Consider the following 25,498-nt stretch of genomic DNA (forward strand, 5'->3'; position numbering starts at 1 on the left):
CACGCTTTGCCCGGATCGAGCCGCAGTCGGGCCCGATACCCTGATTGCGCCTGCCAGACAGGCTGCAGCTAGAGGAAACAGCCCATGAGGATCATACTCTCCGGCGTGGCGATCGCGACGTTGGCATTGACCGGTCTTGCCGGTCCCGCCAGCGCCCAGACGCCGCCACCGCGCGACGCCGCCACCCGCGACATGCCGCCGCCGCCGCCGCCCGGGGGCCCCTGCCGCGCCGACGGCCCCGCCGGCATGATGACGCCGCCCCCGCCGCCTCCCGGTGCACGCGGTGTCGATGCGCCCCGGCCGTCGCGGCACGGCCGGCGTGGTGACACGCGGTCGCCTGCCCCGCCGCCGCCGCCCGGCTGCGGTGCCATGCCGCCGCCCCCGCCGCCGCGGGGCTGATCCGGCAGAGTACGCGTCCGGCTTGCCGCCGGACGCGTACTCACGTCCGGGCACGCGGAACATCGCGATCCTGCAATATTCGATGGCCGGGAATTCCGTCTTCAGGCTGGAAACCGGGCGCAACAGGCGAGACGAAGCAATTGCAACAGGGGCTTCCGGTATGAGCGGATCGATCAGCTGGCTGCACATCGGCGACCTTCACATGGACGAAGCCGACGACATGGTCAGCCGCGACCGGCTCGCGCGCATCGTCGACGAAGCCAACACACATCTGCGTGGCGCGATCGATTTCGCCTTCCTGCCGGGCGACAACGCCAACCATGCAACCCCGGCACAATATCGTGCGATTGTCGAGACACTCGCGGGGCTCGACTTCCCGTGGCGCGTGATTCCGGGAGACCATGACTTCGAGGGCGGCGACCTCGCGACGTACGAAGCTGCGTTCGCCAAGGGCCACCGCCCCGAGGTTGAGGTCGTCGCAGGCCATCGCTGCATCTACCTCGACGTCATTTCCGCCGGAGCGGGCGGCCCCGACTTCCGGCTGACGATGCATCATCGCAATCGCCTGCTCGGCGAACTTGCCCGCGCCGAGGCGGAGGGGCAGACACCACTTGTGTTCATGCACGCCTATCCCGGCGACCTTGCCGCCGACGGCGACGAGATCGCGCAGATCTTCGCCGATGCACGTGTCGCCTTCGTCGACACCGGCCATACCCATTATAACGAGCTGCTGAACGACGGTCGCGTCGTCTATGGCGCGACGCGGTCGACCGGCCAGATCGAGGAAGACGGCGGACGTCCGGGCTTCTCGATCGTCACCGTCCACGACCGTGTACCGAGCTGGCGCTTCAAGCGGCTCGGCGGCGACTGGCCGTTCGTGCAGATCGTCGCACCCGCCGACTACCGGATGGTGACGCGCCCCGCCGACCCCCAGCAAGTGCCCCGCCCCGGCCCGGTCGAGATCGTCGCCAAAGTCTTCGGACGCGTCGATGGTCCGGTGACACTTTCCGCGGGCGGCAGGGATGCCGTGGCGATGGAGGCAATTCCCTGCACGTCCTTATGGCGGGCGAACATCACTTTGCCGTCGGGCTGCCACGAGCTGGTCGTGGCGACCGCCACCGACCGCGACATCGTCCGCATCCTTGTCCGCCCAATCGACGAAGTCCCCCGCCGGGCCCCGCCGATCGCCCCGGGACGCGACATTCACGCGATCGGCGCGTGGCCCGAACACGGGATCGACGGCACCCAGCTCGGCCCGAACAAGAATGGAATGCACCTGTGATGCTTGCCACCGGCGCCACGTGGGGGATCTGCGCCGCCGCCACCGCGGGCGTGATCACGCGCCCGTTCAAATGGCCCGAGGCGATCTGGGCGGTGACCGGCGCGCTGCTGCTGTTGCTGTTGGGGCTGATGCCGCCCGACGCGGCGCTAGGCGCGGTCGGCAAAGGCATGGACGTCTATCTGTTCCTGATCGGCATGATGCTGCTGAGCGAGACCGCGCGCGCGCAAGGACTGTTCGACTGGGTCGCGGCGACCGCGGCAAACCACGCCAAGGGTTCGACCCCGCGACTGTTCCTGCTCGTCTATGCCACCGGGATCGTCACTACGATCTTCCTGTCGAACGATGCGACTGCGGTGGTGTTGACCCCGGCGGTCTTCGCCGCGGCGAAAAAGGCGAAGGCCAATCCGCTGCCGCTGCTGTTCGCCTGCGCGCTGATCGCCAACGCCGCGAGCTTCGTGCTGCCGATCTCCAACCCCGCCAATCTCGTCCTGTACGGCGGCAAGATGCCCCCGTTGGGTCAGTGGTTCGCCTCGTTCGGGCTGCCGTCGCTCGCCGCGATCGTGGTGACGTTCTTCGCGCTGCGCTGGATCGAGCGCGAGCGGATCACCGGCACCTGCCAGAGCGACGCCGAGCGTGAGCCGCTGTCCGCCGGTGGCAAGGCGGCGTTCGCCGGCATCGTCGCGACGGCGGTGCTGCTGATCGCGATGTCGGCATTCGACCTGCCGCTGGGCTTGCCGACCTGCCTTGCGGGGCTGGCGACGACGCTCGGGGTCTGCGCACTGGCGAAACGCTCGCCGTTCGAACTGGCCAAGTCGGTCTCATGGAGTGTCCTGCCGCTGGTCGCCGGGCTGTTCGTGCTGGTCGAGGCGCTCGACCGCACCGGCGTGATCAGGCACGTCGCCGATGCCCTGAAGGCGCTGGCGGCCGATCCGGTCCGCGGCGCGGCGCTGTCGGGAACGGTGCTCGCCTTCGCGTCGAACCTGATGAACAACCTGCCCGCCGGGCTCGTCGCGAGCACCGCCGTCGCGCAGGCGCATCCCCCGCGCCTGATGGTCGACGCGCTGTTAATCGGCGTCGACCTCGGCCCCAACCTGTCGATCACCGGCAGCCTCGCGACGATCCTGTGGCTTCAGGCGATCCGCCGCGAGGGTGAGGACGTCGGCTTCTGGAAGTTCCTGAAAGTGGGCTCGGTCACCATGATCCCGGCGCTCGCTGCGGCGCTCGGCACAAGGCTGTTACTTGGTTGATACGGATTCCGCGCGAACGAACCGGCTGCGAAGCAGTGTGAGATTTAAGCTGGCCCCCAGACGCTGATCGAATTCGACTCGCCAATCGCCGATGCGTAGCTGACACCGGTCCGCTCGGCGTTGTTTGCTGCCGTACCCCAGCCGCCGTTGGCATGGCGAATGATCGCGAAAGCATGTCCGTTACTCGCGGGCGTGTTGAATTTGGCCGCCTTGGTGTTGCACGCGAAATAGCGCCCGGCCGCGAGTGTGCTCATCCGAAGCTTGAGGTCGCTCCACTTCTCATCCCGCGTCACTTCGGCCAACGGCAAACCGGCGACGATGCGCAAAATGGCTCCGTCGTTCTCCAAAGCGATCCCGTCAGGAACCCAGCCTCGCGACACCAACAGGTTGACGGTGGCGTTGACGCCGATGCCCAGCACCTTGGAAAACGCCATCGCAACGCAATTGGTATCGTAGTTGCGCATGCCGCCGACCGGCGAGCTGTTGTTTAACGCTACACCTTGGATCAGCTGCGCAACCATCGTTCGATCTCCGTCGTCTTGCTGAGATATCGAACCGGCCAAGTCATGCCAAGTGTAGAGAGCGCGTGTGCGATGCGAACGGCACTCCACTACGGCCGCTATCTTCCATTTTTCAGGAGCATAGCTCCCGATCTAAGCGGATACTGCTTCGAAGCGGAAGCTCATACCCCGTCGTCACCGGCGCGATGCCGGGCCACATCGAGGAACCCGCCGTGACCCAGACCACCCACAACGCGTCCCGAACGCCGGTTGCGGGGCACGGGCGAGCCGCGCAACGATACTGGCAGCCGCGGCGCTCCTTGCTGGCGCCGCGCCAGCCATCGCCCAGGTCCAGCATGCCGACCGCATCCTCCTGCTCGACCTCGCGGTTGAGGCCGCGAGCGAGGCGGTGCATGTCTGCGCTCGGCAAGGCTGGCCCGTGACCGTGACGGTGGTCGATGCCGAGGGCGTGGTTCGCGTCCAGCTGAAGGGCGACCACAGCACGATCCACACCCGCGACTCCAGCTTCCGCAAGGCTTACACCCAGGTGACGCTCGGGCCCGTTTTCGGGTTCGACCGGCTGAGCGACGGCGTCGCTGCGCTTCGCGTCAGCCCCGCCGCCGGAGCCTTCGCGACCCTCCCCGACATACTGCTCCTTGCCGGTGCGGTGGCAGTGAAGGTCGACGGCGAGGCCATTGGCGCGGTCGGCGTCGGCGGGGCTCCGGGCGGTGACAAGGACGAGGCGTGCGCCGCCGCGGGCCTCGCGCGCATCTCCGTGCGTCTCGGTTCCCTCACCGCGCCCCCTGCGCGTTAACAGTGAAGGCGGTCGGACGCGCCCCCTGCGGCCGCCTCAGCCGACTGCAGCGACTTCCGCAAAGAAATCGATAAAGCCGAGCGTGGCGTCGTCGAAGCCGAGCACCTTCGGGTTGCTGCTGTCGATCAGCATATATTCGTCGGGCGCGTGGGCGCCGTTGCCGTGGCCGAAGCCGAACTGGCCCGCAGGCAGCGAGACCGGCGGCGATGTGAAGACGAACCCCGGCCACGACCCCGACAGGCGCGGATAGACCGATGTCTTGACCCCGGCGCGGGCGTAGGACGCGAGCTCGGCCTTGATCAGCGTCGAGGATTCGCTCGTCTCGGTCGGGTCGTAGCCGCCGCTGACATTGACCTCGATGTCGCCGAAGCCGCGCCTGGCGAGATGCGCCTTGAGCTTGGTGACGCAGTCGTCCTTCGTCTGGTCGGGCACGAGGCGCAGATCGAGCTTGGCGACCGCGCGCGACGGCAGGATCGTCTTGCCGCCGGGGCCGGTATAGCCCGCGACGAGCCCCTCGATGTTGACCGTCGGCATCGCTGCTTCGCGTTCGAGCACCTGCGGCCAGCTGAGGTCGCCGACGAAATGCTTGATGCCCATGCCGCGCATCGCCTCCGCCGGATCACGCTTCGCCGCCGAGTCCGCGATCAGCGCCTTTTCGCGCGCCGTAAGCGGGCGGACGCGGTCGAACCAGCCATCGATGACGGGTGTGTTGCCGTCGGCGCTGACCAAAGTCGCGAGCGCCTCGACAAGGTGCCACGCCGGGCTGTCGACGATCGCCTTGTTGCTCGAATGCAGGTCCTTCGCCGGTCCGCGCCCCCACTTCTCGCCCGACGCGACGAGTTCGAGCTCGACAATGCCCTTCGCGCCGAGGTTGACGACGACGCCGCCGTCGACCGGGTTTTGCCACCCCGACGGAATGATCGCGCCGACGCACGGCTTGAGCGCGGCAAGAACGTCGGGGCGCCGGACGATCTGCGGGAAATGCGGCGAGCCGATCTCCTCCTCGCCCTCGGCGACGAGGACAAGGTTGACCGGCGGCTTGCGCCCGGCGGCCTTGTACGCATGAAGCGCCGCGAGAACGACCGCCTCGGGACCCTTCTGGTTGGTCGCGCCACGCCCGATCATGACCTTACCGAGCCCCGGCCGGTCGACGATCTTGCCTTCAAGCGGAGGCGACGACCATTCAGCCGGGTCGAACTGTTTGACGTCGTACATGAAATACAGCGCGAGCGTCTTCTTCGCGCCATTGTTCATCGTCGCGAACACCCCGGGTACGCCGTCGGTCGGCACCCGCTCGACGTGTTCGAAGCCGGCATCGGTCGCGAGCTGCATCATGTATTTGCAGCCCTCCTCGATGTTGCGCTTTTCGGCGGCGATCGTCGGCAGCGCAATCCAGTCGCGCAGTCGCCGGATCGCGGCGTCGTGTCCGGCCGCGACCGCGCGACGCAGCGCGGGGTCGGCATCGGCGAGCACCGCACCCGGCATTGCCAGCGCCGCCCCGAGCGCCGCGCCCTTGAGGATCGTCCGTCGGTCGGTCGTCGTCGTCATGCTAATCCCCCGATCGGCTTGGTCGTAATGCAGGAAAGCACGGCGCCCTCGGTCTGCCAAGATGAAAGCCCGGCAGCACCGACATTCTCGCAGCGCTTGCCGCGACGTGCTCGACGTGGCGGTGACCCCGCCCCTTGCCTCCCCCGTCATAATTGTTGACACACCCGCAATGACCGACACCGATATTCGCACCGCTGCCATGACCAACAAGGCGTGGCCGTTCGAGGAGGCGCGCAAGCTGCTCGACCGCTATCCGGGGGGGCCGGCGAAAGGGCATGTGCTGTTCGAAACCGGCTATGGCCCATCGGGGCTGCCGCATATCGGTACCTTCGGCGAGGTCGTTCGGACGACGATGGTGCGGCGGGCGTTCGCCGTGCTGTCCGACGTGCCGACGCGGCTCGTCGCGTTTTCCGACGACATGGACGGCTTCCGCAAGGTGCCCGACAATCTGCCCGAGCAGGAGATGCTGCGCGCCCACCTCGGCCAGCCGTTGTCGGCGGTGCCCGATCCGTTCGGGACGCACGCGAGCCTTGGCGCGCATAACAATGCCCGGCTGCGCGCCTTCCTCGACCGTTTCGGTTTCGACTATGAATTTATGTCATCGACCGATTGCTATCGCGGCGGCATGTTCGACGCGACGCTGCTCAAGGTGCTGGCGAATTACGACGCGGTGATGGGGGTGATCCTGCCAACGCTCGGCCCCGACCGGCGCGCGACCTATGCGCCGTTCCTGCCGCTTTGCCCGCGCACCGGGATCGTGCTGCAGGTACCGCTGACCGCGCGCGACGCCGATGCTGGGACGGTGAGCTACGCCGACCCGGTGACCGGCGACACCGTCACCGTTCCGGTCACCGGCGGCCATTGCAAGCTTCAGTGGAAGGTCGACTGGGCGATGCGCTGGGTCGCGCTCGGGGTCGATTACGAGATGGCGGGCAAGGACCTGATCGACTCGGTGACGCTGTCGGGGCGGATCGCGCGGATTTTGGGCGCGAAGCCGCCCGAGGGGTTCAACTATGAACTGTTCCTCGATGCCGCCGGGGGCAAGATTTCGAAGTCGAAGGGCAACGGGCTCGGGGTCGACGAATGGCTCAAGTACGCCGCGCCCGAAAGCCTTGCGCTGTACATGTACCAGTCGCCGCGCAAGGCGAAGCGGCTGCATTTCGACGTCATCCCCAAGGCGGTCGACGAATATTTCGCCTTCGCCGCGGCGTATCCCGGGCAGCCGGTCGACCAACGGCTCGGCAACCCGGCGTTCCATTTGCATGGCGGCGACCCGCCGGCGATCGACCTGCCGCTGACCTTCGGGCTGCTGCTCAACCTTGTCACGGTGGCGGGGACGAGCGACCCCGCGGTGCTGTGGGGGTATGTCTCGCGGTCGTTCCCGGGGACGAGCGCGGCGACGCATCCCGAACTCGACGCACTGGTCAATTACGCGATCCGGTATGCGCGCGACTTCGTCGTGCCGACGCTGGCGCGGCGCAAGCCCGATGCCCGCGAAGCTGCCGCGCTCGCCGATCTCGACGCGCGGCTCGCCGCGATCGGACCGGGAGCCGACGCCGAGGCGTATCAGAACGAAGTCTACGAAGCCGGCAAGGCGGCGGGATTCGACCCGCTGCGCGACTGGTTCAAGGCGCTGTACGAAACCCTGCTCGGGACCAGTAATGGCCCACGGATGGGATCGTTTATCGCCCTTTACGGGTTGGAGGGTGCGCGGGGCCTGATTGCGGAGTCGTTAACGTGATGAAATCCCTGCTGGCAGCGCTGCTGCTGTCGACGTCGACCGCCGCATTCGCCTCGGCAGCGACGCTGTTTCATGACGGTCGCTTCAACGAGGCGGCGACGGCGGGACGTGCCGAGGGGACTGCGGACTCGCTGGTCCTTGCCGGACGCGCGGCGATCATCGTTGCCAGCTTCGACACGGTCGATCGCGACAAGGCGAAGACGCTGATCGACCAGGCCGACCATGATTTCGACGCGGCGCTGCAACTCGCGCCGAACGACCTCGATGCACAACTCCAGAAGGCGACGGCGGTCGGGTATCGCGGCAAGCTCGCCAAGTCGCCCGGGCTGGCGAAGGAGACGCGCAGCCGGATGGAGGCGGTTCTCGCCCGCGATCCGTCGAACGGCCTCGCCTGGGCATCGCTCGGAGGGTGGCATGCGGGCGCGGTGTCGACGATCGGCAAGTTCCTTGCGGGCACCTTGCTGGGGGCGAACACCAAGGTCGCGATCGCCGACTTCGAGACCGCGCTTACCAAGGACCCGAAGAACCCGGTTCATGCGGCGTTCTATGGCCTGACCCTGCTCGACATGGGACCCGACAATGCCTCGCGCGCGCTGCAGGTGCTCCAGATGGCGGCGCGTGATCCGGCGCGCGATGCATATGAATCACTGCTCAAGAAGGCCGTGGCGCAGGTCATCCCGCCGCTGACGGCGGGCGACTTCAAGAGTGCGCAGGCGCAGGCGCGCAAGCTGTTGCCGTTCGGCAAACTCGCCGCTTAAGGGTCGTCGCCCCAGCTTGCTACGATCTGCCGCAGTGCCTCGCGCAAGGGGCTGGCTTTCGGCACGTCGTCGAAAAAACGCTGCTGGTGGCCGCTCGCGCGCGGCATCGCCTCCGCCAAGGCGGCAAGCCCGGCGGGGGTCAGCACGACCTGCTTTATCCGCGAATCGGTTGGGCTGCGCGGGCGGGAGATCAGCGACTTTTCGGCCAAGGCTTTGAGCAGGTTTGATAACTGCATCGGGTGAATGTTGCTCAACGCGGCGAGATCGGGTTGCGTCACCGTCGCTCCGTCGCGACTAAGCCACGCCGTCTGGACGAGCGCGACGAACTGGAGATGCGTCAGGTCGATGTCGGCGAGGGCGCGGTCCATCTCGCGTTGGTGCCGGTGCGCGACGCGCCACAACAGGCAGCCGATCGCGTCTTCGGGACGTTGCATTCTCGCAGTCGCGAACAATTCCGTGATTGTGGCGGCGTTCATGCTTGTTGGATATCATAAACGCGTTTAGAAAGCCAGCATGACTCCTTCCGAAAACTCCGATTCTGGCGACAAGCCCGAGGATACCGCGCGGCCGTCGTCCAAGGGCGACGACAGCAAGCCCGACGATGCCGGACAGGACGGCAAGCGTATCGGCGACGGCGGTGCCGACGGCGCGAAGAAGGATGGCGCGAAAGACGGCGACGAGAACAAGGACGGCGAGAAGAAGGACGACGGTGATCCGCCGCCGAAGCCGCTCAAGGAACGCCCCCTCCTCCTGCTCGGGATCGCGGTCGTCCTGATCGCGGCGATCATCGGCGGCGTGCTCTATTGGCTCGACGCGCGGCAGTACGAGTCGACCGACGACGCCTATATCGACGGGCACATCGTTCGCGTCGCACCGCAGGTTTCTGGCATCGTCCGGCAGGTGCTGGTCGACGACAATCAGATCGTCGGCCCGCGTGAACTGCTCGCAGTGATCGACACCGCCCAGCCGCAGGCGAAGTACGAAGGCCTCGTCGCGCAGGCGAAGCAGGCGCGCGCAACCGTGGTCGAGGCGCAGGCACAGGTCGGCGTCTCGCTGGCGCAGGTCGCAGCGGCGCGGGCGAACGTCATCCAGCCGCAGGCCGATCTCGACAAGGCGCTCGCCGACCTTGCCCGCTACCGTACGGCACAGGCGATCGATCCCGCCGCCGTTGCCGCGCAGCAGGTCGATGCCGCGGTCCAGGCGGTCAATTCGGCGCGCGGCCGCCGCGATGCCGCGATCCGCCAGGTCACGCAGGCACAGGCGCAGGTCAAAGCCAGTCGCGCGCAGGTCGTCGGCGATCGTACTGCGATCGGTGCCGCCGACGCACAGGTCGCGGCGACGGGGGTCGATCTCGCCAATAGCCGGATCATCGCGCCGATCGTCGGCAGGGTGACCAACCGCAACGTTTCGCCCGGGTCGTACGTCCAGCCGGGGCAGGAAATGCTTGCGATCGTGCCGCTCAAATTGTGGATCACGGCGAACTTCAAGGAAACCCAGCTCAAGCTGATGCGCGTCGGCCAGCCGGTCGACATCACGATCGATACCGTTCCCGACGTCGCTTTCCACGGCCATGTCGAATCGTTCCAGCGCGGCGCGGGACAGGCGTTTCAATTGCTTCCCGCCGAGAACGCGACGGGCAACTTCGTCAAGGTCGTCCAGCGCGTGCCGGTTCGCATTTCGATCGATTCGCCCGGTATCCAGTCGTACCCGGTCGGCCCCGGCATGTCGGTCGTCCCGCGCGTCAAGGTCCGCTGAGTTGGCCGGACCGAGCGGCGGTGGCGGCGGCTGGGACGCGTCGCGATCGGCGGCGGGCAATCGCTCGCCGTGGCTGATCGTCGGCGTGATCTCGATCGCGACCTTCATGGAGGTGCTCGACACCGCGATCGCCAACGTCAGCCTCGACCACATCGGGGGCAGCCTGTCGGTCTCGCCCGACGAATCGACATGGGTCCTGACGAGCTATCTCGTGTCGAATGCGATCATCATCCCGATCTCGGGATGGCTGTCGAACGTCATCGGCCGAAAGCGCTATTACATGCTGTCGGTCGTGCTCTTCACCGCTGCGTCGTTCCTGTGCGGCATTTCCCCGAACATCCAGACGCTGATCATCGCGCGCATCCTCCAGGGGATCGGCGGCGGCGGGCTCGCTCCGTCGGAGCAGTCGATGCTCGCCGACACATTCCCGCCAGCGAAGCGCGGGCAGGCGTTCGCCGCCTACGCCTTCGTCATCATCGTCGCGCCGGTGCTCGGGCCGACGATCGGCGGATGGGTCACCGACAGCTATTCGTGGCACTGGATCTTCCTGATCAACGTGCCCGTCGGAGCGCTGTCGCTGTTCCTCGTCGGCACCTTCGTCGACGAACCCAAGGCCTTGGTCGAGGACCGCAAGGCGCTGTTGAAAAAGGGCATCAGCGTCGACTGGGTCGGCTTCCTGCTCGTCGCGATCGGCCTCGGCAGCCTCGAACTGTTCCTCGATCGCGGCGAACGCGACGACTGGTTCGGCAGCGGCTTCATCACCGCGACGGCGATCGTCGCGGCGGTCGCGATCGCCTTCCTCGTTATCTGGGAAACCACGCGCAAGGATCCGATCGTCAACCTCCGGCTGATGGCGAATCGCAATTTCGCCGCCGTGCTCGCGGTGATGTTCACCACCGGTGTGATCCTGTTCGGCTCGACCCAGCTTATCCCGCAGATGCTCCAGCAGGTGTTCCATTATACGGCGACCAACGCCGGTCTGGCGATGACCGCGGGCGGGATCGCGACGGTGTGCGCGGTGCCGATCGTCGGCCGCATGGTCGGCAAGGTCGACGTCCGGCTGCTGCTCGGCGGGGCGCTGCTCGTCTCGGCGGCGGCGCTGTGGCACCTGACCTCGCTCGATACCAATGCTAGCTTCGCCACGGTCGCATGGTCGCGCGCGTTCCAGGCGGTCGCGCTGCCGTTCCTGTTCGTGCCGATCACCAACGCCGCGTACACCGGGCTCAAGCCGAAGCAGACGTCGGAGGCGTCGTCGCTGCTCAACGTCTTCCGTAATCTTGGCGGGTCGGTCGGCATTGCGATGAGCCAGGCGGTGTTGAGCGACCGCACCCAGATCCACCAGTCGCGGCTGGTCGAGCATCTCAATCCGCTCGCTCCGAACTATCCAGCGGGGCTGTCGAACATCGAGTCGGTGCTACGCAATGCGGGCATGGCGGCGGGACAGGCGCAGCAGGCCGCGCTTGGGCAACTCTACCAGATCGTTCAGCGGCAGGCGTCGATGATGGGCTATCTCGACGTCTTCGCGGATCTGATGATCTTCACCTTGTGCGTCGCGCCGGTCGTGTTCCTGCTGAAGACCCCCAAGGGCGGCCAAGGAGGCGCGGCATGAAGCGGTTTTTCCTCACTGCATCGCTGCTGGCCGTCGCGGGCTGCAAGGTCGGACCGAATTACGCGGTTCCCGAACTGCCGGTGCCACCGCGCTTCGTCGAGGCGACGGCTCCGGGGGCAACCGCCGACCCGTCGCATTGGTGGACGCAGTTCAACGATCCCGAACTCGACCGGCTGATCACGCGGGCCATCGCGGGTAATCTCGATCTCCAGACGGCGAAGACGCGGATCACCGGCGCGCGGGCGCAGGAGCGCGAGGCGCGGTCGGCGCTGCTGCCGTCGGCCAACGCCAGCGCCGGGGTCAACCGCATCGACTTCAGCAAGAACGCGGGGCTCGCCTCGCTGGCCAGCGCGTTCGGCAGCGGCGGCGGCGGGGGCTCGACCCCGGGTCAGGGCATCGCGCTGCCCGGCAGCGGGATCACGACCTGGTCGATCGGCATTGATGCATCATGGGAAGTCGACCTGTTCGGCGGTGTCCAGCGCGGCATCGCGGGCGCGCGCGCGCGCACCGCCGCCGCTGAATGGAACGTCCGTGACATGCAGGTCAGCGTCGTCGCCGAGGTTGCTTCGGACTATTTGATGCTGCGCTCGCTGCAGAGCCAGATCGCGATCGCCAAGGCCGAACTCGTCCGCCAGCAAGCGACGCTCCGGCTGATCGACGCGCGGCAGTCGGCGGGGCTCGTCTCCGAACTGCCGCAGCGCCAGCAGTCGCTCCAGCTGTCGAACGTCGCCGCGACGCTGCCGCAGCTCGAGGCACGCGCGCGCGACCAGATCCATGCGCTCGGGGTTCTCGTCGGCGAGGGGCCGGGGGCGTTGACCGCCGAGCTCGATCCGGCGGCGCTGCTTCCCGCGCTGCCGCCTGCGGTCCCCGCCGGGCTGCCGTCGGACCTGCTCCGCCGCCGTCCCGATGTCCGTGCCGCCGAACGCCAGCTCGCCGCCGCGACCGCCGACGTCGGAGTCGCCACCGCCGATCTCTATCCCAAGTTCAACCTGATGGGCATGGCCGAGCTGATCTCGACCAGCCTCGCGACGTTGGTCGAGCGGAATTCGATCCAAACGACGGGGAATGCCGCGTTCACGCTCCCGATCTTCGACGGCGGCAAGCGGCGCGGGGTGATCGCCGAGCGCGAGGCGAGCCGGGCCGAGGCGCTGCTGACGTACAAGAAGACCGTGCTCGTCGCGGTGCAGGACGTTGAGGACGCGCTCGCCGACTATAATGCCGAGCTCAAGCGCAATGCCGAGCTCCGGCGCGGTGTCGCCGCCGCCGAACGCGCGACGCAGCTCGCACAAGCAAGCTTTCTCACCGGGCTGACCGATTTCCAGCCGGTGCTCGATGCGCAAGGATCGGTGCTGTCGAACCGCAACACGCTCGCCCAGTCCGACGCGACGCTGCTGACCGACCTTGCCCGGTTGTACAAGGCGTTGGGCGGGGGTTGGGAAGCCTGATGCCCACAGCGAGACGGCCGGGCCTTGATGGGCCCGGCCGTCTCATTCATGTCCGTCGCCATTGGGCGGCAGTCACGCGCCTCGGCTAGCGGTACATCCACCGACCGTGCTGGCGAAAGCGGTGATGGTAATAACGGCCGTTCGAGAAGTAGCGGCCGCGCATCTCCCGGTGGTCGTGGCGCATCATGCGCCGATCGTGGCGGAAGTCGCGGCGGTCATGGCGCATTTCCATCCGGTCGTGGCGGACGTCCATCCGGTCCTGCGCGCTCGCAGCAATCGACGCGCCGAGCGACGCGACGGCCGCCGCAGCAAGAAGCAAGTTTTTGATCATTATGCTCTCCTAAAGGTCAGATCATTACGCGCCGGAACCGATATCGCTCCGGCGCGGGAATGGTAAATTAGTAGAAGATGCCGCGGATGACGCGGACGACATAGCCGTCGTAGCCGCGGATCAGCAGGGCATCGGGGCCGACGCGGATCCAGCGCGTGCCGCCGTAAGCGGGCGGAAGCTGGTAATAGCCGGGGTTGCCGATCCAGTAGTTGCCGCCGAAAAACACGCGCGGCAGGAATGCGCCGGGGGCGTAATAGCGATAGCCATAGCCGCGCGGGTAATTGAACGCCGGGCCACGCCAGCGGCCATAGCCCTCCGCCGCCTGGAAATTGCGGCGGTCGTCGCCCCAACCGCGATGCTCGCCCTGGCGGTAGCCCTGGGCATAGCCGCCGCGATTGTCGCCGCCACGGAAGTCGCGATGATCACCGCCACGGTTGTCGAAACCACGGTTATCGCCGCTGCGGTTGTCGCCACCGCGCTGGTCGCCACGGTTATCGCCGCCGCGCTGGTCACCGCCACGGTTGTCGCCACCACGATTGTCACCCCGGTGGTCGCCATCCCGATGTTCAAAATTCTGATCGCGGGGTGCTTCCTGCGCGAAGGCAGGGACAGCCGCCGTCAGCAGGAGCGCGGACAAGATCAACGTACGCATGGCAATCCTCTGTTTAACGCGACGGCACATTGCCATCGACATCTGGATTGCCACACGACCCCTGAACCGCGTGTGAGTTCCGCCGTTATCCGGCGTTCATCGATTCGTTACTGCACCGTGCCTTGGACGACGCGCTAGAGAAAGCGGGCGACGACATCACGATAGCTGCGGCTGACCTTGATCTGCGTCCCCGAACCGAGGACGAGGAAGCATTCGCCGTTGGTGTGCGGCTTGACCGATTTGACGTTGTCGAGATTGACGATCGTCGAGCGGTGGACGCGCTGGAAGCGGCGCGGATCGAGGCGCTTCTCGAGGTCCTTCATTGTTTCGCGCAGGATCAGCGTCTGGTCGGCGGTGTAGATGCACATGTAATCGCCGGCGGCATCGATCCGCTCGATATCGTCGACCTCGACGCGGAAAATCTGCCCGCGATCCTTGATGTTGATGATCCGCTCGAAGCGATTCGCCGCCGGATCGGCGTCCGCCGCCATGTCGTCGGGCATCGAATCGGGAGCGACCTGGACAAGTATGTCCTTGAGCCGCTCGCGCTCCTCACAGCTGCGCTTCTCGTCGAGCCGGGTGCGGACGCGGTCGAGCGTCGCGGCAAGACGGTCCTCCTCGACCGGCTTCATCAGATAGTCGACGGCATGCGCCTCGAACGCCTTCACCGCGTGCTGCATGTACGCGGTGACGAAGACGAACAGCGGCGGCTCGACCTCGGCCAGCCCGCCGACGACCGAAAAGCCGTCGAAACCCGGCATCTGGATATCGAGGAAGACGAGATCGGGCTTGAGCGTCTTGATCGCGCGGATCGCCTCGCGGCCATTGGCGCAGCGCTCGACGATCTCGACGTCGTCGAACGGTGCCAGCCGCAGCTCGAGCCCCTGGATCGCGAGGCGTTCGTCGTCGACGAGGATGGTGCGAATCATACTGCGCTTTCCCTGGTCCATTGTCCCGGTACCTGCGCCCCCGCCTTCAGATCGATGCGGCCGCCTTCGGTTGCCACCGAAAGCTCGTCGCTCGTTTTGCCGTCGTCGGTCTGGAACGGCAAGTCCAGCAACACGATCAGACCGCGCGGCAGGTTCGGTTCGAGCTCGAACCGATGGTCGTCGCCATACGCCTGAGCGAGCCGATCGCGAATGTTCGGCAGCCCGACACCCGTTCCCGACGTAGTCACCGGGGCCTCGCCGTTCAACGCCGCGAAGTCGATCCCCGGGCCGGTGTCGGCAACGGTGATGATCAGGCGGCGGTTCTCGTTCGCCCCAAGGACGCGGATATCAATGTCGATGTCGGCCCCGTCCTCGCTCGGCGTCACCGCATATTTGACCGCGTTTTCGATGATAGGCTGGAGGATCAGCGACGGCAGCCGCGCGATCATCGCCTGCGGCTCGATCTCGAACCGCGCACGCAGCCGCTCCTCAAAGCGCGTCCGCTCGATGTCGAGGTAGAGCTTGAGCGCCTCGGTTTCCTGCGCAACCGTCGCCAGCCCCTCGCGCTCGCCGACGAGGCTGTAGCGGAGGAACGACGACAGGCGGCTGAGCATCGCGTTCGCCCGCTCGGTCTGCTTGAGCAGCACCAGCGTCGAGATCGAATTGAGCGTGTTGAACAGGAAATGCGGGTTGAGCTGGTAGCGCAGCATCTCGAGCTGTGCCGAATTCGCCTGCGCCGAGACACTGACCATCCGCGCCGACTGGTCGGCGAGCAGGAGGTAATAGTTGATGCCGAAATACAGTCCGCTCCACGCGCCGAGCACCGAGAAGTCGAGCAGGATCGCGCCGAGGAACTCGATCCCCTGCGGCTTCCACCCCGGCTCGTAGAAGGTCGCGTGCGCCCAGACCTCGAGCGTCGAGAACAGCGCCGACGCCGCGCTGAGGATCAGCAGCGTCAACGTCCAGACGAAAACGGCGCGCATCGTGATGACCCGCCGATACGCTGCGGCCATCAGCAGCGTCAGCGAAAAACCCGTTGCGGTGACGATGATCGTCGGCAGGACGAAGGTCAGCCCCATCCGGTTGGCGAGGCCGCCAAGCGTCCGCACGAGCAGATAACCACCCCAGCCGCCGCCCTGGAGCAACCAGAAGGCACGGTTCTTGTCGGTGAAAAAGCCCTGGTGGCGGAGTTCGGGGCGCAACATCGGCGATGGTTTACCGGGTTGGGGGGTTTTGGGAAACCTCCCCGGAGGAACCCGGCGATCGGCCTTAGTCTTCCGGCGCAATCCGGACCCTGAGCCCGTCGAGTGCCGGGGTAAAATTGATCTGGCACGACAGGCGCGACGTCGCGACGCGGTGGTCCGAGCTGTCGAGCAGGTCGTCCTCGTCGAGATTGGCCGGGCCGACTTTGTCGAACCACTCGGGATCGACATAAACGTGACAGGTGGCGCAGCTGCACGATCCGCCGCACAGCGCGAGGAGTTCGTCAAAGCCGCCGTCGCGGATGATCTCCATCACCGAATGGCCGGGCTTGGCGGCAACTTCGGCTTCGGTTCCGGCGCGATCGGTAACAAGGATATGGGGCACGGGGTAGACCTGTCGACGAATGATGAGGCAAGCGCCTATTACGCGTCCGTCACCGCGAGACAAGGGATCGACCGCCGCATGGGACTGACCGCCGCCGAGTTGCACACCGGGATGACCGCGATCGCGGCGAAATCGCCCGCGATCGCCGCGGCGATCGACCGCGCCGGCATGCCCGAACCCCGCATCCGCGAGCGCGGCCCCGAGACGCTGATGCGGGCGATCGTCGGGCAGCAGGTCTCGGTCAAGGCCGCCGACAGCATCTGGGCCAAGCTGAGTCTCGCGTGCGGCGGCTTCACCGACCTGTCGGCGGTGCTCGACGTGCCGGTGGACGACCTCCGCGCCGCCGGCCTGTCACGCCAGAAGGCAGCGTATATCCACGCGCTCGCCCACGCCTGCGTCCACGACGGGCTCGACTTCGCCGCGCTGCCGGCGGACGACGAGGAAGCGATTTCGCGGCTGATCGCGGTCAAGGGCATCGGGCGCTGGTCGGCGGAAATCTATCTGCTGTTCGCCGACGGACGCCCCGACATCTTCCCGGCGGGCGACCTTGCCGTCCAGATCGAACTGGGGCGCATCCTTGGCCTCGACGCCCGCCCGAGTGAAGCCGCAACACGCAAGCTCGTCGCCGAGTTCGCGCCATATCGCGGCGCGCTCGCGGTGTTCCTGTGGCACCATTATACGCTGATCGGCGCGGCGGGTGCGATGGGTCAGGGGCCGCTTTAGGTCGAGACCAGCTTTCTGTGGAGCTCTGACATTATTTAAGCCAAAGCCATCATCGCGCTCACTGCCGTTACTCCCAGAAAGGCGGGATAACGGTCTCCCTGGTAAGTAATTCGCTCTAGCTCGCATGCTGCGGGGTGCGGGCTCTGCCGTCGGTCAGGTCGAGCTGTTCAAAATGCGGCTTATTCGACCGGCGCCGGATCAACGAGCCGATCGGAACCTCGAAATCGGCGGTCAGCGTGTATCGCTCGATCCGATAATGGCCGGGGGTGTCGTCACCGCCTGTCACCGCCGACGGGATGTAGCGCCGCCCCGCGATCATCTTGACCAGCGGTGCCGCCCACGCCGACGACCGCGAACCGCGCAGCACCTCGGGCGTCTCGACGGAGCCATCGGCAGCGATGCCGAAACCGATGTCGACCCATTGCAGGCCATAGTCGCTCGAAACGACGACATTCTTGATGGCATCTTCGATCCGAACTCCGAAGCGATCGGCGTCGACCCGGTCGGCCGGCTCGGGAAACGGCGGACTATAGACGAGCATGGGCTCGTCAAGGTCGGGCTCTGCCACGATATCGAGGAGCACCGCGTCGATCGCGGCCCTGTCGCCGCCATCGCGGGCGATCCGCGCCGCGAGGATGCGCACGGCCAGCCGGTACGGACGCGCCGCGTCGCCCGGGACGGCGGCGAGAGTCGTGAGGATACGCAACGCCTCCGGATCAAGTTGCGACTTGTGCAGGGCCCACGCGAGATGAATGTCGGCGGCGACAGCGATCGACGGCTGGCCCGCCGCGCGCGCGCGACCGCGGCGACTGCGCGATATGCGCCGAGGCCATCCCGCCGATCGATCGAAAGCCGCAGGTCGGCGACGCGCAGGTCGGCCCACAGCCGGTCGGGGCTGTCGGCGGGCAAGAACTCATGCGTCACCGTCGCGCTGGCATATGTCGCGCTTCGGACGTCGCGCTGCTCGCCGTAATGCCGGGCGACGTTCGCTTGGGCGAGATAGAGTTGCGACAACGCAACCGGCTCGACCTTGCCCGCCCCCGCTTCGCGCCGGACCGCCTTCGAGAGGACACGGCGCGCGCCGATATATAATTACCGACGCGGAACAACGCCTCGGCGTAGCGGATCGAGACGACGATGTCCTTTTTGGGCGAACACGGGCCGGCAGCGCACGCGTCGACTGCGGCGGCATAGTCCTTAAGCCGCATTCCGGTGATCGTGATCGTTTGGTCGGGCGGCAGAGTCGCTGGAACGGCAATTGGCGCAGCGAGAAGCAAGGCGAGTAAAGCGATCGGCATGAGGGCCCCCAATGCTTTTGCCGAGACTGAGCCGCCCCCGCCCCCCGAGTCAATCATCGCCGGATGACGCAGCGGCGGTGAGGCCTTATGGTGGCGCTCCACCCGCGCGAGGCCCCGTGACCCAAAGCTATTTCGTCAAGACCTTCGGCTGCCAGATGAACGTCTATGATTCGGAGCGAATCGGCGAGCTGCTCGAGGCCGAGGGCTATGCCGCCGCGCCCGACGCCGCGCGCGCCGACATCGTCGTGCTCAACACCTGCCACATCCGCGAAAAGGCGGCGGAGAAGGTCTATTCCGACATAGGCCGGTTGAAAGCGTCGCGGCGGCCCAACGGGATCAAGCCGGTCGTCGTCGTCGCCGGCTGCGTCGCACAGGCCGAGGGGGCGGAGATCGTCCGCCGCGCCCCCGCGGTCGACGTCGTCGTCGGGCCGAACGCGTATCACCGGCTGCCCGCGATGCTCAAGGCGGGCGGGGTCGACACCGACATGCCGGTCGAATCGAAGTTTGCCGTCCTGCCGCCGCGCCGCGCCGTCGTGCCCGCGTCGGCGTTCCTCACGGTGCAGGAGGGCTGCGACAAGTTCTGCACCTTCTGCGTCGTGCCGTATACGCGCGGCGCCGAGCTTTCGCGCCCCGCCGATGCGCTCGTCGCCGAGGCCGAGGCGCTCGTCGCAGGCGGTGCGCGCGAACTCACGCTGCTCGGGCAGAACGTCAATGCCTATCGCGATGTGACGACGTCATTCGCCGATTTGCTGGCGCGGATCGCCGCCGTGCGGGGCTTGGTGCGCCTGCGGTACACGACGTCGCATCCGCGCGACATGAACGACGAACTCATCGCCGCGCATCGCGACCTGCCGCAGCTGATGCCGTACCTCCATCTGCCGGTGCAGTCGGGATCCGACCGCCTTCTCAAGGCGATGAACCGCGCCCACACCCGGGCGAGCTACCTCGCGATCCTCGACCGCCTCCGCGCCGCCCGCGCCGATATCGCGCTGTCGGGCGACTTCATCGTCGGTTTCCCGGGCGAAACCGATGCCGATTTCGCCGAAACCCTCAGCATCGTGCGCGAAGTCGGCTACGCCCAGGCGTACAGCTTCAAATATTCCCCGCGCCCCGGCACCCCCGCTGCGACGATGGGCGAGCAGGTTCCGGAAGACGTCAAGGACGCGCGGCTCGCCGAACTCCAGGCGACGATCGGCGAAACCGCGCTCGCGTTCAACCGCGCCAGCGTCGGCAAGCGCTGCGATGTGTTGCTCGAACGCCCCGGTCGTCGTCCCGGACAGCTGATCGGCAAGTCACCATGGCTGCAATCGGTATTCGTCGTCTCGCCATCGGCGAAGATCGGGGATATCGTCACCGTCGACCTGATCGATGCCCAGCCCAACAGCCTCGAAGGAGCGCCTGTGATCGCCAACACGTCGACCCTGACCCGAGCCGCCGCCTAGTGCCGAAGAAACCAGCGCCCCGGAGCAGTTCGGGTGGGGGAACGCGTTCCGGCGGCAGCGGCTCGCGCCCGCAGCGTCCGGGATCGCCGGTGACAGGAGCGAGCGACCGCGTCCGGCTCGAGCTCGAATACGACCGGCCGCAATTGCTCGGGCCATTGTTTGGCCAATACGACCAAAACCTGATCGTCCTCGAAAACCGGCTCGGCGTTTATATCGCGGCGCGGGGCAACAAGGTGTCGATCGAAGGCGAGGCCGACAGCGCCGCCCGCGCCCGCGACATTCTCATCACCCTCTACAATCGCCTGACGCAGGGCCACGGCGTCGACGTCGGCGATGTCGAGGCGGCGGTGCTGATGAGCGCCGAGCCGACGCTCGCCGGGCTGACCCTCGCCGACGACGGCGGTCCCAATCCGGCGGTCGTCATCCGCACCCGGCGCAAGACGATCGTGCCGCGCTCGCCGACGCAGGTGAAATATATCGAGGCGCTCGGCCGCGACGACGTGATCTTCGCGCTCGGGCCGGCGGGCACCGGCAAGACCTATCTCGCGGTGGCGCAGGCGGTCAGCCAGCTCGTCGCTGGATCGGTCGACCGGCTGATCCTGTCGCGCCCTGCGGTCGAGGCGGGCGAGCGGCTCGGCTTCCTCCCCGGCGACATGAAGGACAAGGTCGATCCGTACCTGCGCCCGCTGTACGACGCGCTCTACGACATGCTGCCGACCGAGCAGGTCGAGCGGCGGCTGAGTTCGGGCGAGATCGAGATCGCCCCGCTCGCGTTCATGCGCGGCCGGACGCTGGCGAACGCGTTCATCATCCTCGACGAGGCGCAGAATACGACGCCGCTCCAGATGAAGATGTTCCTGACCCGCTTCGGCCAGGGCTCGCGGATGGTCGTCTGCGGCGACCCGAACCAGGTCGACCTGCCCAACCCGGCATCGTCGGGGCTCGCCGACGCGGTCCGCAAGCTCGACGGCATTCCCGGCATCGCGACGCTCCGCTTCAGCTCACGCGAAGTCGTCCGCCACCCGATCGTCGGCGCGATCGTCGAGGCGTACGAGGGACCGCCGCAGGATGGCTGAAGCGCGATGCTGACCGTCGACACCGAAGTCGCTGACGGAGACTGGGGCGACGCTGACTGGGAGGGCATCGCGTCCGCCGCCGTCGCCGCCGCGCTCGCGCAGACGACGCATGCGCATCTCGACCGCACGGGCTATGCCGTCGAGGTCGCGGTGCGGCTGACGAGCGATGCCGAGGTCCACACCCTCAACGCGCAGTACCGGCACCAGGACAAGCCGACCAACGTCCTGTCGTTCCCGATGGTCCAGCCCGACATGCTCGACGGCCTCGCCAACTCCGACGACGGCGAGGTGCTGCTCGGTGATATCGTACTGGCATACGAAACCTGCGCGGCCGAGGCGGCGGCCAAGGGGCTCAGCCTTATCGATCATGCGCGCCATCTGATCGCGCACGGCATGCTCCACCTGCTCGGCCTCGATCACGGCGACGATGCCGCGGCCGAGCATATGGAAGCGCTCGAAACCGCCGCACTGGCGACACTCGGGCTTGCCGATCCGTACGCGGCGACCGATTAAGGGATATGGCCGACCCCCACCCTAGCACCGACTTCGCCACACGGCTGTGGCGAGGTCTCCGAACGATGATCGGCGGCAGCGGTGCCGAGCCGACGCTCCGCGAAAGCCTCGAGGAGGCGATCGACGAGCATGTCGGCGAGCCGGCCGACCGCGACGACCTGTCGGCGGTCGAGCGGACGATGCTCAAGAACCTGCTCCACTTCGGCGAACGGCTGGTCGACGACGCCGCCGTGCCGCGCGCCGACATCGTCGCATTCGACGTCGACGACCGCTTCGCCGATCTCGTCGAGCTGTTCCGCGAGGCGGGCCACAGCCGCCTGCCGGTGTTCGAGGGCAGCCTCGACAACGTCGTCGGCATGATTCACATCAAGGACGTCTACACCCGCATCGCGACGACTTTCGACGACGCGGTCAGCTCGAAGCCGTTCACCGACTTCGATGTCCGCACCCTGCTCCGCACCGTCCTGTTCGTGCCGTCGTCGATGCGCGTCCTCGACCTGCTCGCGCGGATGCGGTCGGGGCGGACGCACATGGCGATCGTCGTCGACGAATTCGGCGGCACCGACGGGCTGGTGACGATCGAGGATCTCGTCGAGGAAATCGTCGGCGACATCGAAGACGAGCACGACGAGGATGGCGCGAAGCTGCTCCAGGCAATCGGCGACGATATGTACGAGGCCGACGCCCGGCTCGAACTGTCGGAGCTCGAGGAAACCACCGGGCACGTCTTCGCGGCCGAGGAAATCGGCGGCGAGGTCGATACGCTCGGTGGCATGGTGTTCATGCTCGCGGGGCGCGTTCCCGCGGTCGGCGAGATGATCGACCATCCCTCGGGCTGGCGCTTCGAGGTGATCGACGGCGACCCGCGGATGGTCCGGCGGTTGCGGCTGTATCCCCCGGTCCCCGCCGCATAGAATTCGCTGTCCTACACGTCCCCGCTCGCACTAGCGTTCGCCGAACGAAACGAAAGGTCGAACGATGGCGCAACCCGAAACACGCGGAGACCGGCAAGCGAACCGCGGCGGTTGCGCGGGGAGAGGGTTTCGGTTCGACGTGGCGTCAACTTCGTCAACTTCCAGATTTCCGGCCCGCGCCGCCTTGTACCTGATCGGTGAGCCGCGCCGCGTGCAGGGCGCGGTCTTTACGCCGCCGTGTGGCGGCGTTAACGAAACAAGCGGTTGATTGGGAACGACATGATGCGATTCGCGGTAGCTGCATTTGCCTTGGCATCGCTGACGACGCAGGCGTTCGCGCAGGAACGTCCCGTCCACGGCGGAACGACCGCCGGAGCCGAGACGCCGCGCGGCGCTGCGCGGCGGGGCACGACCGCAGAGCCCGACGAAGCCGGCCGCGGCGACGCGACCAACACCCAGCCCGCCGGCGATCCGCGCGCGGCGCGCGCCCGCGAGAATAAGCTTGGCGACAGCGACGTCGCCACCGCGCCGATCCGCGAATTGCGCGTCCCGTCGCGCCACACCGCGACGATCGGCGGGCGGAGCATCGCCTACACTGCGACGGCGGGAACGGTGACGATCCGCGACGACGACGGCAAGCCGACCGCAAGCATGTTCTACGTCGCCTACACCACCGGCGAGCCCGGGCGGCCGGTGACCTTCCTGTACAACGGCGGTCCGGGCTCCTCGACGCTGTGGCTCCACATGGGGTCGCTCGCGCCGGTGCGGGTGCGGACCGACAGCCCGGGGGCGACTGCGGGGCCGCCGTTCCAGCTCGTCAACAATCCCGACAGCCTGCTCGACAAGTCCGACCTCGTCTTCGTCGACGCGATCGGCGCAGGCTTTTCGCGGCCGCTCGGCGACACCAAGCTCCAGTCGTTGTGGGGCACCGACGCCGACATCGACGCCTTCGCGCGCGGCATCGAGCGCTGGCTGACGATCAACGACCGGTGGAACGCGCCCAAGTTCATCTTCGGCGAATCATACGGCACGACACGGTCGGGCGGGTTGTCGTACCGGCTCGCGCAGGACGGGGTGCAGCTCAATGGTGTCGTCCTGTTGTCGTCGATCATGAACTACGGCCGTCGCGCGGTCGGGCTCGACCAGGACCTGATCAACTATCTGCCGAGCTATGCCGCGACCGCTGCGTATCACCACCGCATCCCGGCGCCCGCCGACCTGCCCGCCTTCCTTGCGCAGGCGCGGGCATTCTCGCGCGGGCCGTATGCGCAGGCACTGGCGCAGGGGCAGGACCTGCCCGACGCCGAGCGGTCGGCGATCGCGCAGCAGATGGCGGGCTTCACCGGGCTGTCGGTCAAGTTCATCCTCGACAGCGATCTTCGCGTCGATCTCGGCCGCTTCCGCAAGGAATTGCTTCGCGACCAGCGCCGGACGCTCGGGCGCTACGACAGCCGCTTCACCGGCATCGATGTCGACGCCGCCGCTGAATCACCCGAATTCGACCCGTCGGACACCGGCATCACCGGCGCGTTCGTGTCGAGCTTTCACCATTATCTCGCGCACGACCTCGGCTTCACCTCGGACATGGCTTACCGCCCGACCTATTATTCGCAGACGCTGAAGTGGGACTTCAACCACCGGGCGCCGGGGCAGCGCGGCGGCGGCGCGACGACCAACGCCGACACCGCGCTCGACCTGTCGGCGGCGATGCGCGAGAATCCGCACCTGCTGGTCTACTCGTTGAACGGCATCTACGACATGGCGACGCCGTTCTTCGGCACCGAATACGACCTTGGCCACATGCAGATCGACCGGACGCTGCGCCCCAACCTGCGTTTCGCGTATTACCCGTCGGGGCACATGGTCTATCTCAACACCGAGGCGCTGCATTCGATGAAGGCCGACCTTGCGCGCTTCTACGACGACGCGGCGCCGCGGTAGCAAGCGGTCACGGCTCCTTCGCAGGCCCCGAATCAAGCCGAGCCGCCTCGAGCGAAATTCCACCCGGCGGCACTGGCAGGACGTCCCACGGCAGGTCCTTCTTCTGCGTATACGCCCAGCGTTCGAGCCAGTCGTCGCCGTTCGGCCCGGCATAAGTGTCGGGCAACGAATAAGCCGGGTCGATCATCGCCGTGTCGAGCGATACCGGGCGCAGGTGTTCGTGACGGAGAATTCCCGCCAGCGCGCCGATGCTGTCGGCGTTGAGTCGGCTGGCGTGGAGCAGGAAGACGTACGCCGGCTCGCGGCCGAGGAGCATCCGCGCGGCGCTGCGATACCACGGCACGATCCTGCGCGAAAAGGCGATGTACTCGCGGCGCACCTTTCGCGCGGCGCGCTTGTCGCCGCGGCCGATGTCCTCGTCATAGACCATCGCGAAGATGTCGTCGGAGTTCTCCATCGTCACCGGCGCGATGCGGTAGCCGTCGCTGCGCAGCCACGCGGCGAAGCGGTCGCGGATCGCCAGCGTCGGCCCGGTCTCGAGGAACGGGTAGCGGAACCAGCGCGGTACCTTGCCATGCGCGGCGTCGAGGACCCGCGTGACGGCGTCACCCTTGGCGGCGTCGGCGATATACTCGTCGACCGGCAGCGTATCGAGCGACGGATGCGAGAAGGTGTGGTTGCCAAGGTCCATCCCGGCATCGAGCCAGCGGGCGAGCAAAGCGGTCCGCCCCGCCGGATCGTCCTCGAGCTGGCTCTCGTTGACGAAGCCGATCGCGTGGATGTGGTTCGCCTGCAATCCCGCCAGCAGCTTGCGCGTGATCGCGGCCCCATCGGCGACCGGCTTGGTCCGCCCGAACACCGGCAGGTCGTCGAAGGTCAGCGCGACGGTGCCGGCATGGACCGGGCTTGCGGCAAGCAGGATCAACGCGATCAGCGCGCGCTTTGACATTCGGTCACTCGCCTTTGAAAAGAGCCCTCAACACGCCTTCTTTGC

At 67.0% G+C, this 25,498-nt stretch carries 27 protein-coding genes; 14 read left to right on the forward strand and 13 right to left on the reverse strand.

From position 1 onward, the window contains the following. Window positions 1–68: 68 nt before the first annotated feature. The gene (locus KZX46_RS06095; protein WP_219775899.1) at window positions 69–371 is read right to left on the reverse strand and encodes a hypothetical protein; all 303 of its coding nucleotides are present in this window, start codon (window positions 369–371) and stop codon (window positions 69–71) included. Window positions 372–559: 188 nt separating this feature from the next. Between KZX46_RS06095 and KZX46_RS06100 the strand changes: the two genes are divergently transcribed. Continuing rightward, window positions 560–1,681, forward strand: coding sequence for a metallophosphoesterase (locus KZX46_RS06100; RefSeq protein ID WP_219775900.1), 1,122 nt, complete (start codon window positions 560–562; stop codon window positions 1,679–1,681). Continuing rightward, window positions 1,678–2,928: an arsenic transporter gene (locus tag KZX46_RS06105; RefSeq protein ID WP_219775901.1), complete on the forward strand. Its 1,251-nt coding sequence runs from the start codon at window positions 1,678–1,680 to the stop codon at window positions 2,926–2,928. The genes KZX46_RS06100 and KZX46_RS06105 overlap by 4 nt, the downstream gene beginning before the upstream one ends. A 44-nt stretch (window positions 2,929–2,972) precedes the next feature. On the opposite strand, the gene KZX46_RS06110 is transcribed toward KZX46_RS06105, so the two are convergent. Continuing rightward, a complete protein-coding gene (locus KZX46_RS06110) occupies window positions 2,973–3,449 on the reverse strand; it encodes a hypothetical protein (RefSeq protein ID WP_219775902.1) in 477 nt (158 codons plus the stop codon). Window positions 3,450–3,561: 112 nt separating this feature from the next. Continuing rightward, complete coding sequence (locus tag KZX46_RS06115; RefSeq protein ID WP_219775903.1) at window positions 3,562–3,843, reverse strand: hypothetical protein; 282 nt, start codon at window positions 3,841–3,843, stop codon at window positions 3,562–3,564. Here KZX46_RS06115 and KZX46_RS06120 point away from each other — a divergent pair. Then, the gene (locus KZX46_RS06120; RefSeq protein ID WP_219775904.1) at window positions 3,838–4,242 is read left to right on the forward strand and encodes a heme-binding protein; all 405 of its coding nucleotides are present in this window, start codon (window positions 3,838–3,840) and stop codon (window positions 4,240–4,242) included. The genes KZX46_RS06115 and KZX46_RS06120 overlap by 6 nt on opposite strands. A gap of 36 nt (window positions 4,243–4,278) precedes the next feature. Here KZX46_RS06120 and KZX46_RS06125 read toward each other — a convergent pair whose 3' ends face one another. Beyond that, complete coding sequence (locus KZX46_RS06125; RefSeq protein ID WP_219775905.1) at window positions 4,279–5,790, reverse strand: M20/M25/M40 family metallo-hydrolase; 1,512 nt, start codon at window positions 5,788–5,790, stop codon at window positions 4,279–4,281. Window positions 5,791–5,959: 169 nt separating this feature from the next. Here KZX46_RS06125 and KZX46_RS06130 point away from each other — a divergent pair, with 169 nt between their 5' ends. After that, complete coding sequence (locus KZX46_RS06130) at window positions 5,960–7,531, forward strand: lysine--tRNA ligase (RefSeq protein WP_219775906.1); 1,572 nt, start codon at window positions 5,960–5,962, stop codon at window positions 7,529–7,531. Then, the gene (locus KZX46_RS06135; protein ID WP_219775907.1) at window positions 7,528–8,289 is read left to right on the forward strand and encodes a M48 family metallopeptidase; all 762 of its coding nucleotides are present in this window, start codon (window positions 7,528–7,530) and stop codon (window positions 8,287–8,289) included. Before KZX46_RS06130 ends, KZX46_RS06135 begins: the two co-directional genes overlap by 4 nt. Here the strand turns inward: KZX46_RS06135 and KZX46_RS06140 are convergent. Continuing rightward, the gene (locus KZX46_RS06140) at window positions 8,286–8,723 is read right to left on the reverse strand and encodes a MarR family winged helix-turn-helix transcriptional regulator (protein WP_219775908.1); all 438 of its coding nucleotides are present in this window, start codon (window positions 8,721–8,723) and stop codon (window positions 8,286–8,288) included. The genes KZX46_RS06135 and KZX46_RS06140 overlap by 4 nt on opposite strands. Window positions 8,724–8,802: 79 nt before the next feature. Here KZX46_RS06140 and KZX46_RS06145 point away from each other — a divergent pair, with 79 nt between their 5' ends. From KZX46_RS06145 to KZX46_RS06155, 3 genes are read left to right on the forward strand one after another with little or no spacing between them, the layout of a single operon-like run. Then, window positions 8,803–10,044: an HlyD family secretion protein gene (locus KZX46_RS06145; protein ID WP_219775909.1), complete on the forward strand. Its 1,242-nt coding sequence runs from the start codon at window positions 8,803–8,805 to the stop codon at window positions 10,042–10,044. A 1-nt stretch (window position 10,045) separates the two neighbouring features. Next, window positions 10,046–11,653: a DHA2 family efflux MFS transporter permease subunit gene (locus KZX46_RS06150; RefSeq protein ID WP_226896128.1), complete on the forward strand. Its 1,608-nt coding sequence runs from the start codon at window positions 10,046–10,048 to the stop codon at window positions 11,651–11,653. Beyond that, entirely contained in the window at window positions 11,650–13,098 is a 1,449-nt protein-coding gene (locus KZX46_RS06155; protein ID WP_219775910.1) for an efflux transporter outer membrane subunit, read from the forward strand. Before KZX46_RS06150 ends, KZX46_RS06155 begins: the two co-directional genes overlap by 4 nt. An 85-nt stretch (window positions 13,099–13,183) precedes the next feature. Here the strand turns inward: KZX46_RS06155 and KZX46_RS06160 are convergent, their stop codons facing one another. The 5 genes from KZX46_RS06160 to KZX46_RS06180 all read right to left on the reverse strand — a co-directional run bounded on the left by KZX46_RS06160 (window position 13,184) and on the right by KZX46_RS06180 (window position 16,597). Further along, window positions 13,184–13,429: a hypothetical protein gene (locus KZX46_RS06160; RefSeq protein WP_219775911.1), complete on the reverse strand. Its 246-nt coding sequence runs from the start codon at window positions 13,427–13,429 to the stop codon at window positions 13,184–13,186. A 67-nt stretch (window positions 13,430–13,496) separates the two neighbouring features. Continuing rightward, a complete protein-coding gene (locus KZX46_RS06165; RefSeq protein ID WP_219775912.1) occupies window positions 13,497–14,081 on the reverse strand; it encodes an RcnB family protein in 585 nt (194 codons plus the stop codon). Window positions 14,082–14,215: 134 nt separating this feature from the next. Beyond that, a complete protein-coding gene (locus KZX46_RS06170; RefSeq protein WP_216710539.1) occupies window positions 14,216–15,010 on the reverse strand; it encodes a LytTR family DNA-binding domain-containing protein in 795 nt (264 codons plus the stop codon). Beyond that, entirely contained in the window at window positions 15,007–16,215 is a 1,209-nt protein-coding gene (locus tag KZX46_RS06175) for a sensor histidine kinase (RefSeq protein WP_216710540.1), read from the reverse strand. The genes KZX46_RS06170 and KZX46_RS06175 overlap by 4 nt, the downstream gene beginning before the upstream one ends. 64 nt (window positions 16,216–16,279) lie before the next feature. Continuing rightward, on the reverse strand, window positions 16,280–16,597 hold the full coding sequence (locus KZX46_RS06180) for a 2Fe-2S iron-sulfur cluster-binding protein (RefSeq protein WP_219775913.1): 318 nt from the start codon (window positions 16,595–16,597) through the stop codon (window positions 16,280–16,282). A 78-nt stretch (window positions 16,598–16,675) separates the two neighbouring features. On the opposite strand from KZX46_RS06180, the gene KZX46_RS06185 reads away from it, so the two are divergent. Next, window positions 16,676–17,320, forward strand: coding sequence for a DNA-3-methyladenine glycosylase (locus KZX46_RS06185; protein WP_219775914.1), 645 nt, complete (start codon window positions 16,676–16,678; stop codon window positions 17,318–17,320). Between the two features lie 115 nt (window positions 17,321–17,435). Here the strand turns inward: KZX46_RS06185 and KZX46_RS06190 are convergent, their stop codons facing one another. Next, on the reverse strand, window positions 17,436–18,026 hold the full coding sequence (locus KZX46_RS06190) for a hypothetical protein (RefSeq protein ID WP_219775915.1): 591 nt from the start codon (window positions 18,024–18,026) through the stop codon (window positions 17,436–17,438). Between the two features lie 214 nt (window positions 18,027–18,240). Further along, window positions 18,241–18,618 carry a hypothetical protein gene (locus KZX46_RS06195; protein ID WP_219775916.1) on the reverse strand — a complete coding sequence of 126 codons (378 nt, stop codon included), beginning with the start codon at window positions 18,616–18,618 and terminating at the stop codon, window positions 18,241–18,243. 155 nt (window positions 18,619–18,773) lie between these two features. Here KZX46_RS06195 and miaB point away from each other — a divergent pair, with 155 nt between their 5' ends. The 5 genes from miaB (at window position 18,774) to KZX46_RS06220 (ending at window position 24,504) form a co-directional block, all read left to right on the forward strand. Then, on the forward strand, window positions 18,774–20,060 hold the full coding sequence (gene miaB, locus KZX46_RS06200) for a tRNA (N6-isopentenyl adenosine(37)-C2)-methylthiotransferase MiaB (protein WP_255615528.1): 1,287 nt from the start codon (window positions 18,774–18,776) through the stop codon (window positions 20,058–20,060). Between the two features lie 89 nt (window positions 20,061–20,149). Continuing rightward, the gene (locus tag KZX46_RS06205; RefSeq protein ID WP_219775918.1) at window positions 20,150–21,136 is read left to right on the forward strand and encodes a PhoH family protein; all 987 of its coding nucleotides are present in this window, start codon (window positions 20,150–20,152) and stop codon (window positions 21,134–21,136) included. 6 nt (window positions 21,137–21,142) lie between these two features. Next, a complete protein-coding gene (gene ybeY / locus KZX46_RS06210) occupies window positions 21,143–21,649 on the forward strand; it encodes an rRNA maturation RNase YbeY (protein WP_216710546.1) in 507 nt (168 codons plus the stop codon). 5 nt (window positions 21,650–21,654) lie between these two features. After that, window positions 21,655–22,563 carry a hemolysin family protein gene (locus tag KZX46_RS06215; RefSeq protein WP_216710547.1) on the forward strand — a complete coding sequence of 303 codons (909 nt, stop codon included), beginning with the start codon at window positions 21,655–21,657 and terminating at the stop codon, window positions 22,561–22,563. 279 nt (window positions 22,564–22,842) lie between these two features. Beyond that, complete coding sequence (locus KZX46_RS06220; RefSeq protein WP_226896130.1) at window positions 22,843–24,504, forward strand: S10 family peptidase; 1,662 nt, start codon at window positions 22,843–22,845, stop codon at window positions 24,502–24,504. Between the two features lie 7 nt (window positions 24,505–24,511). Here the strand turns inward: KZX46_RS06220 and KZX46_RS06225 are convergent, their stop codons facing one another. Next, window positions 24,512–25,453 (reverse strand): polysaccharide deacetylase family protein, encoded by a 942-nt coding sequence (locus KZX46_RS06225; RefSeq protein ID WP_219775919.1) that lies wholly within the window; start codon window positions 25,451–25,453, stop codon window positions 24,512–24,514. Window positions 25,454–25,498 lie beyond the last annotated feature (45 nt).

Origin of the sequence: Polymorphobacter sp. PAMC 29334 (assembly GCF_019431245.1) — a bacterium.
Classification (GTDB): Bacteria; Pseudomonadota; Alphaproteobacteria; order Sphingomonadales; family Sphingomonadaceae; genus Polymorphobacter_B; species Polymorphobacter_B megasporae.

Coding starts and splice junctions, on each gene's coding strand:
- KZX46_RS06095 (WP_219775899.1), bottom strand. CDS start 371: ATGGCACCGCAGCCGGGCGGCGGCGGCGGGGCAGGCGACCGCGTGTCA.
- KZX46_RS06115 (WP_219775903.1), bottom strand. CDS start 3,843: ATGCACCGCCTCGCTCGCGGCCTCAACCGCGAGGTCGAGCAGGAGGAT.
- KZX46_RS06145 (WP_219775909.1), top strand. CDS start 8,803: ATGACTCCTTCCGAAAACTCCGATTCTGGCGACAAGCCCGAGGATACC.
- KZX46_RS06195 (WP_219775916.1), bottom strand. CDS start 18,618: ATGCCGATCGCTTTACTCGCCTTGCTTCTCGCTGCGCCAATTGCCGTT.
- KZX46_RS06170 (WP_216710539.1), bottom strand. CDS start 15,010: ATGATTCGCACCATCCTCGTCGACGACGAACGCCTCGCGATCCAGGGG.
- KZX46_RS06160 (WP_219775911.1), bottom strand. CDS start 13,429: ATGATCAAAAACTTGCTTCTTGCTGCGGCGGCCGTCGCGTCGCTCGGC.
- ybeY (WP_216710546.1), top strand. CDS start 21,143: ATGCTGACCGTCGACACCGAAGTCGCTGACGGAGACTGGGGCGACGCT.
- KZX46_RS06225 (WP_219775919.1), bottom strand. CDS start 25,453: ATGTCAAAGCGCGCGCTGATCGCGTTGATCCTGCTTGCCGCAAGCCCG.
- KZX46_RS06130 (WP_219775906.1), top strand. CDS start 5,960: ATGACCGACACCGATATTCGCACCGCTGCCATGACCAACAAGGCGTGG.
- KZX46_RS06175 (WP_216710540.1), bottom strand. CDS start 16,215: ATGTTGCGCCCCGAACTCCGCCACCAGGGCTTTTTCACCGACAAGAAC.
- KZX46_RS06215 (WP_216710547.1), top strand. CDS start 21,655: ATGGCCGACCCCCACCCTAGCACCGACTTCGCCACACGGCTGTGGCGA.
- KZX46_RS06100 (WP_219775900.1), top strand. CDS start 560: ATGAGCGGATCGATCAGCTGGCTGCACATCGGCGACCTTCACATGGAC.
- KZX46_RS06185 (WP_219775914.1), top strand. CDS start 16,676: ATGGGACTGACCGCCGCCGAGTTGCACACCGGGATGACCGCGATCGCG.
- KZX46_RS06165 (WP_219775912.1), bottom strand. CDS start 14,081: ATGCGTACGTTGATCTTGTCCGCGCTCCTGCTGACGGCGGCTGTCCCT.
- KZX46_RS06220 (WP_226896130.1), top strand. CDS start 22,843: ATGATGCGATTCGCGGTAGCTGCATTTGCCTTGGCATCGCTGACGACG.
- KZX46_RS06140 (WP_219775908.1), bottom strand. CDS start 8,723: ATGCAACGTCCCGAAGACGCGATCGGCTGCCTGTTGTGGCGCGTCGCG.
- KZX46_RS06110 (WP_219775902.1), bottom strand. CDS start 3,449: ATGGTTGCGCAGCTGATCCAAGGTGTAGCGTTAAACAACAGCTCGCCG.
- KZX46_RS06155 (WP_219775910.1), top strand. CDS start 11,650: ATGAAGCGGTTTTTCCTCACTGCATCGCTGCTGGCCGTCGCGGGCTGC.
- miaB (WP_255615528.1), top strand. CDS start 18,774: ATGAACGTCTATGATTCGGAGCGAATCGGCGAGCTGCTCGAGGCCGAG.
- KZX46_RS06125 (WP_219775905.1), bottom strand. CDS start 5,790: ATGACGACGACGACCGACCGACGGACGATCCTCAAGGGCGCGGCGCTC.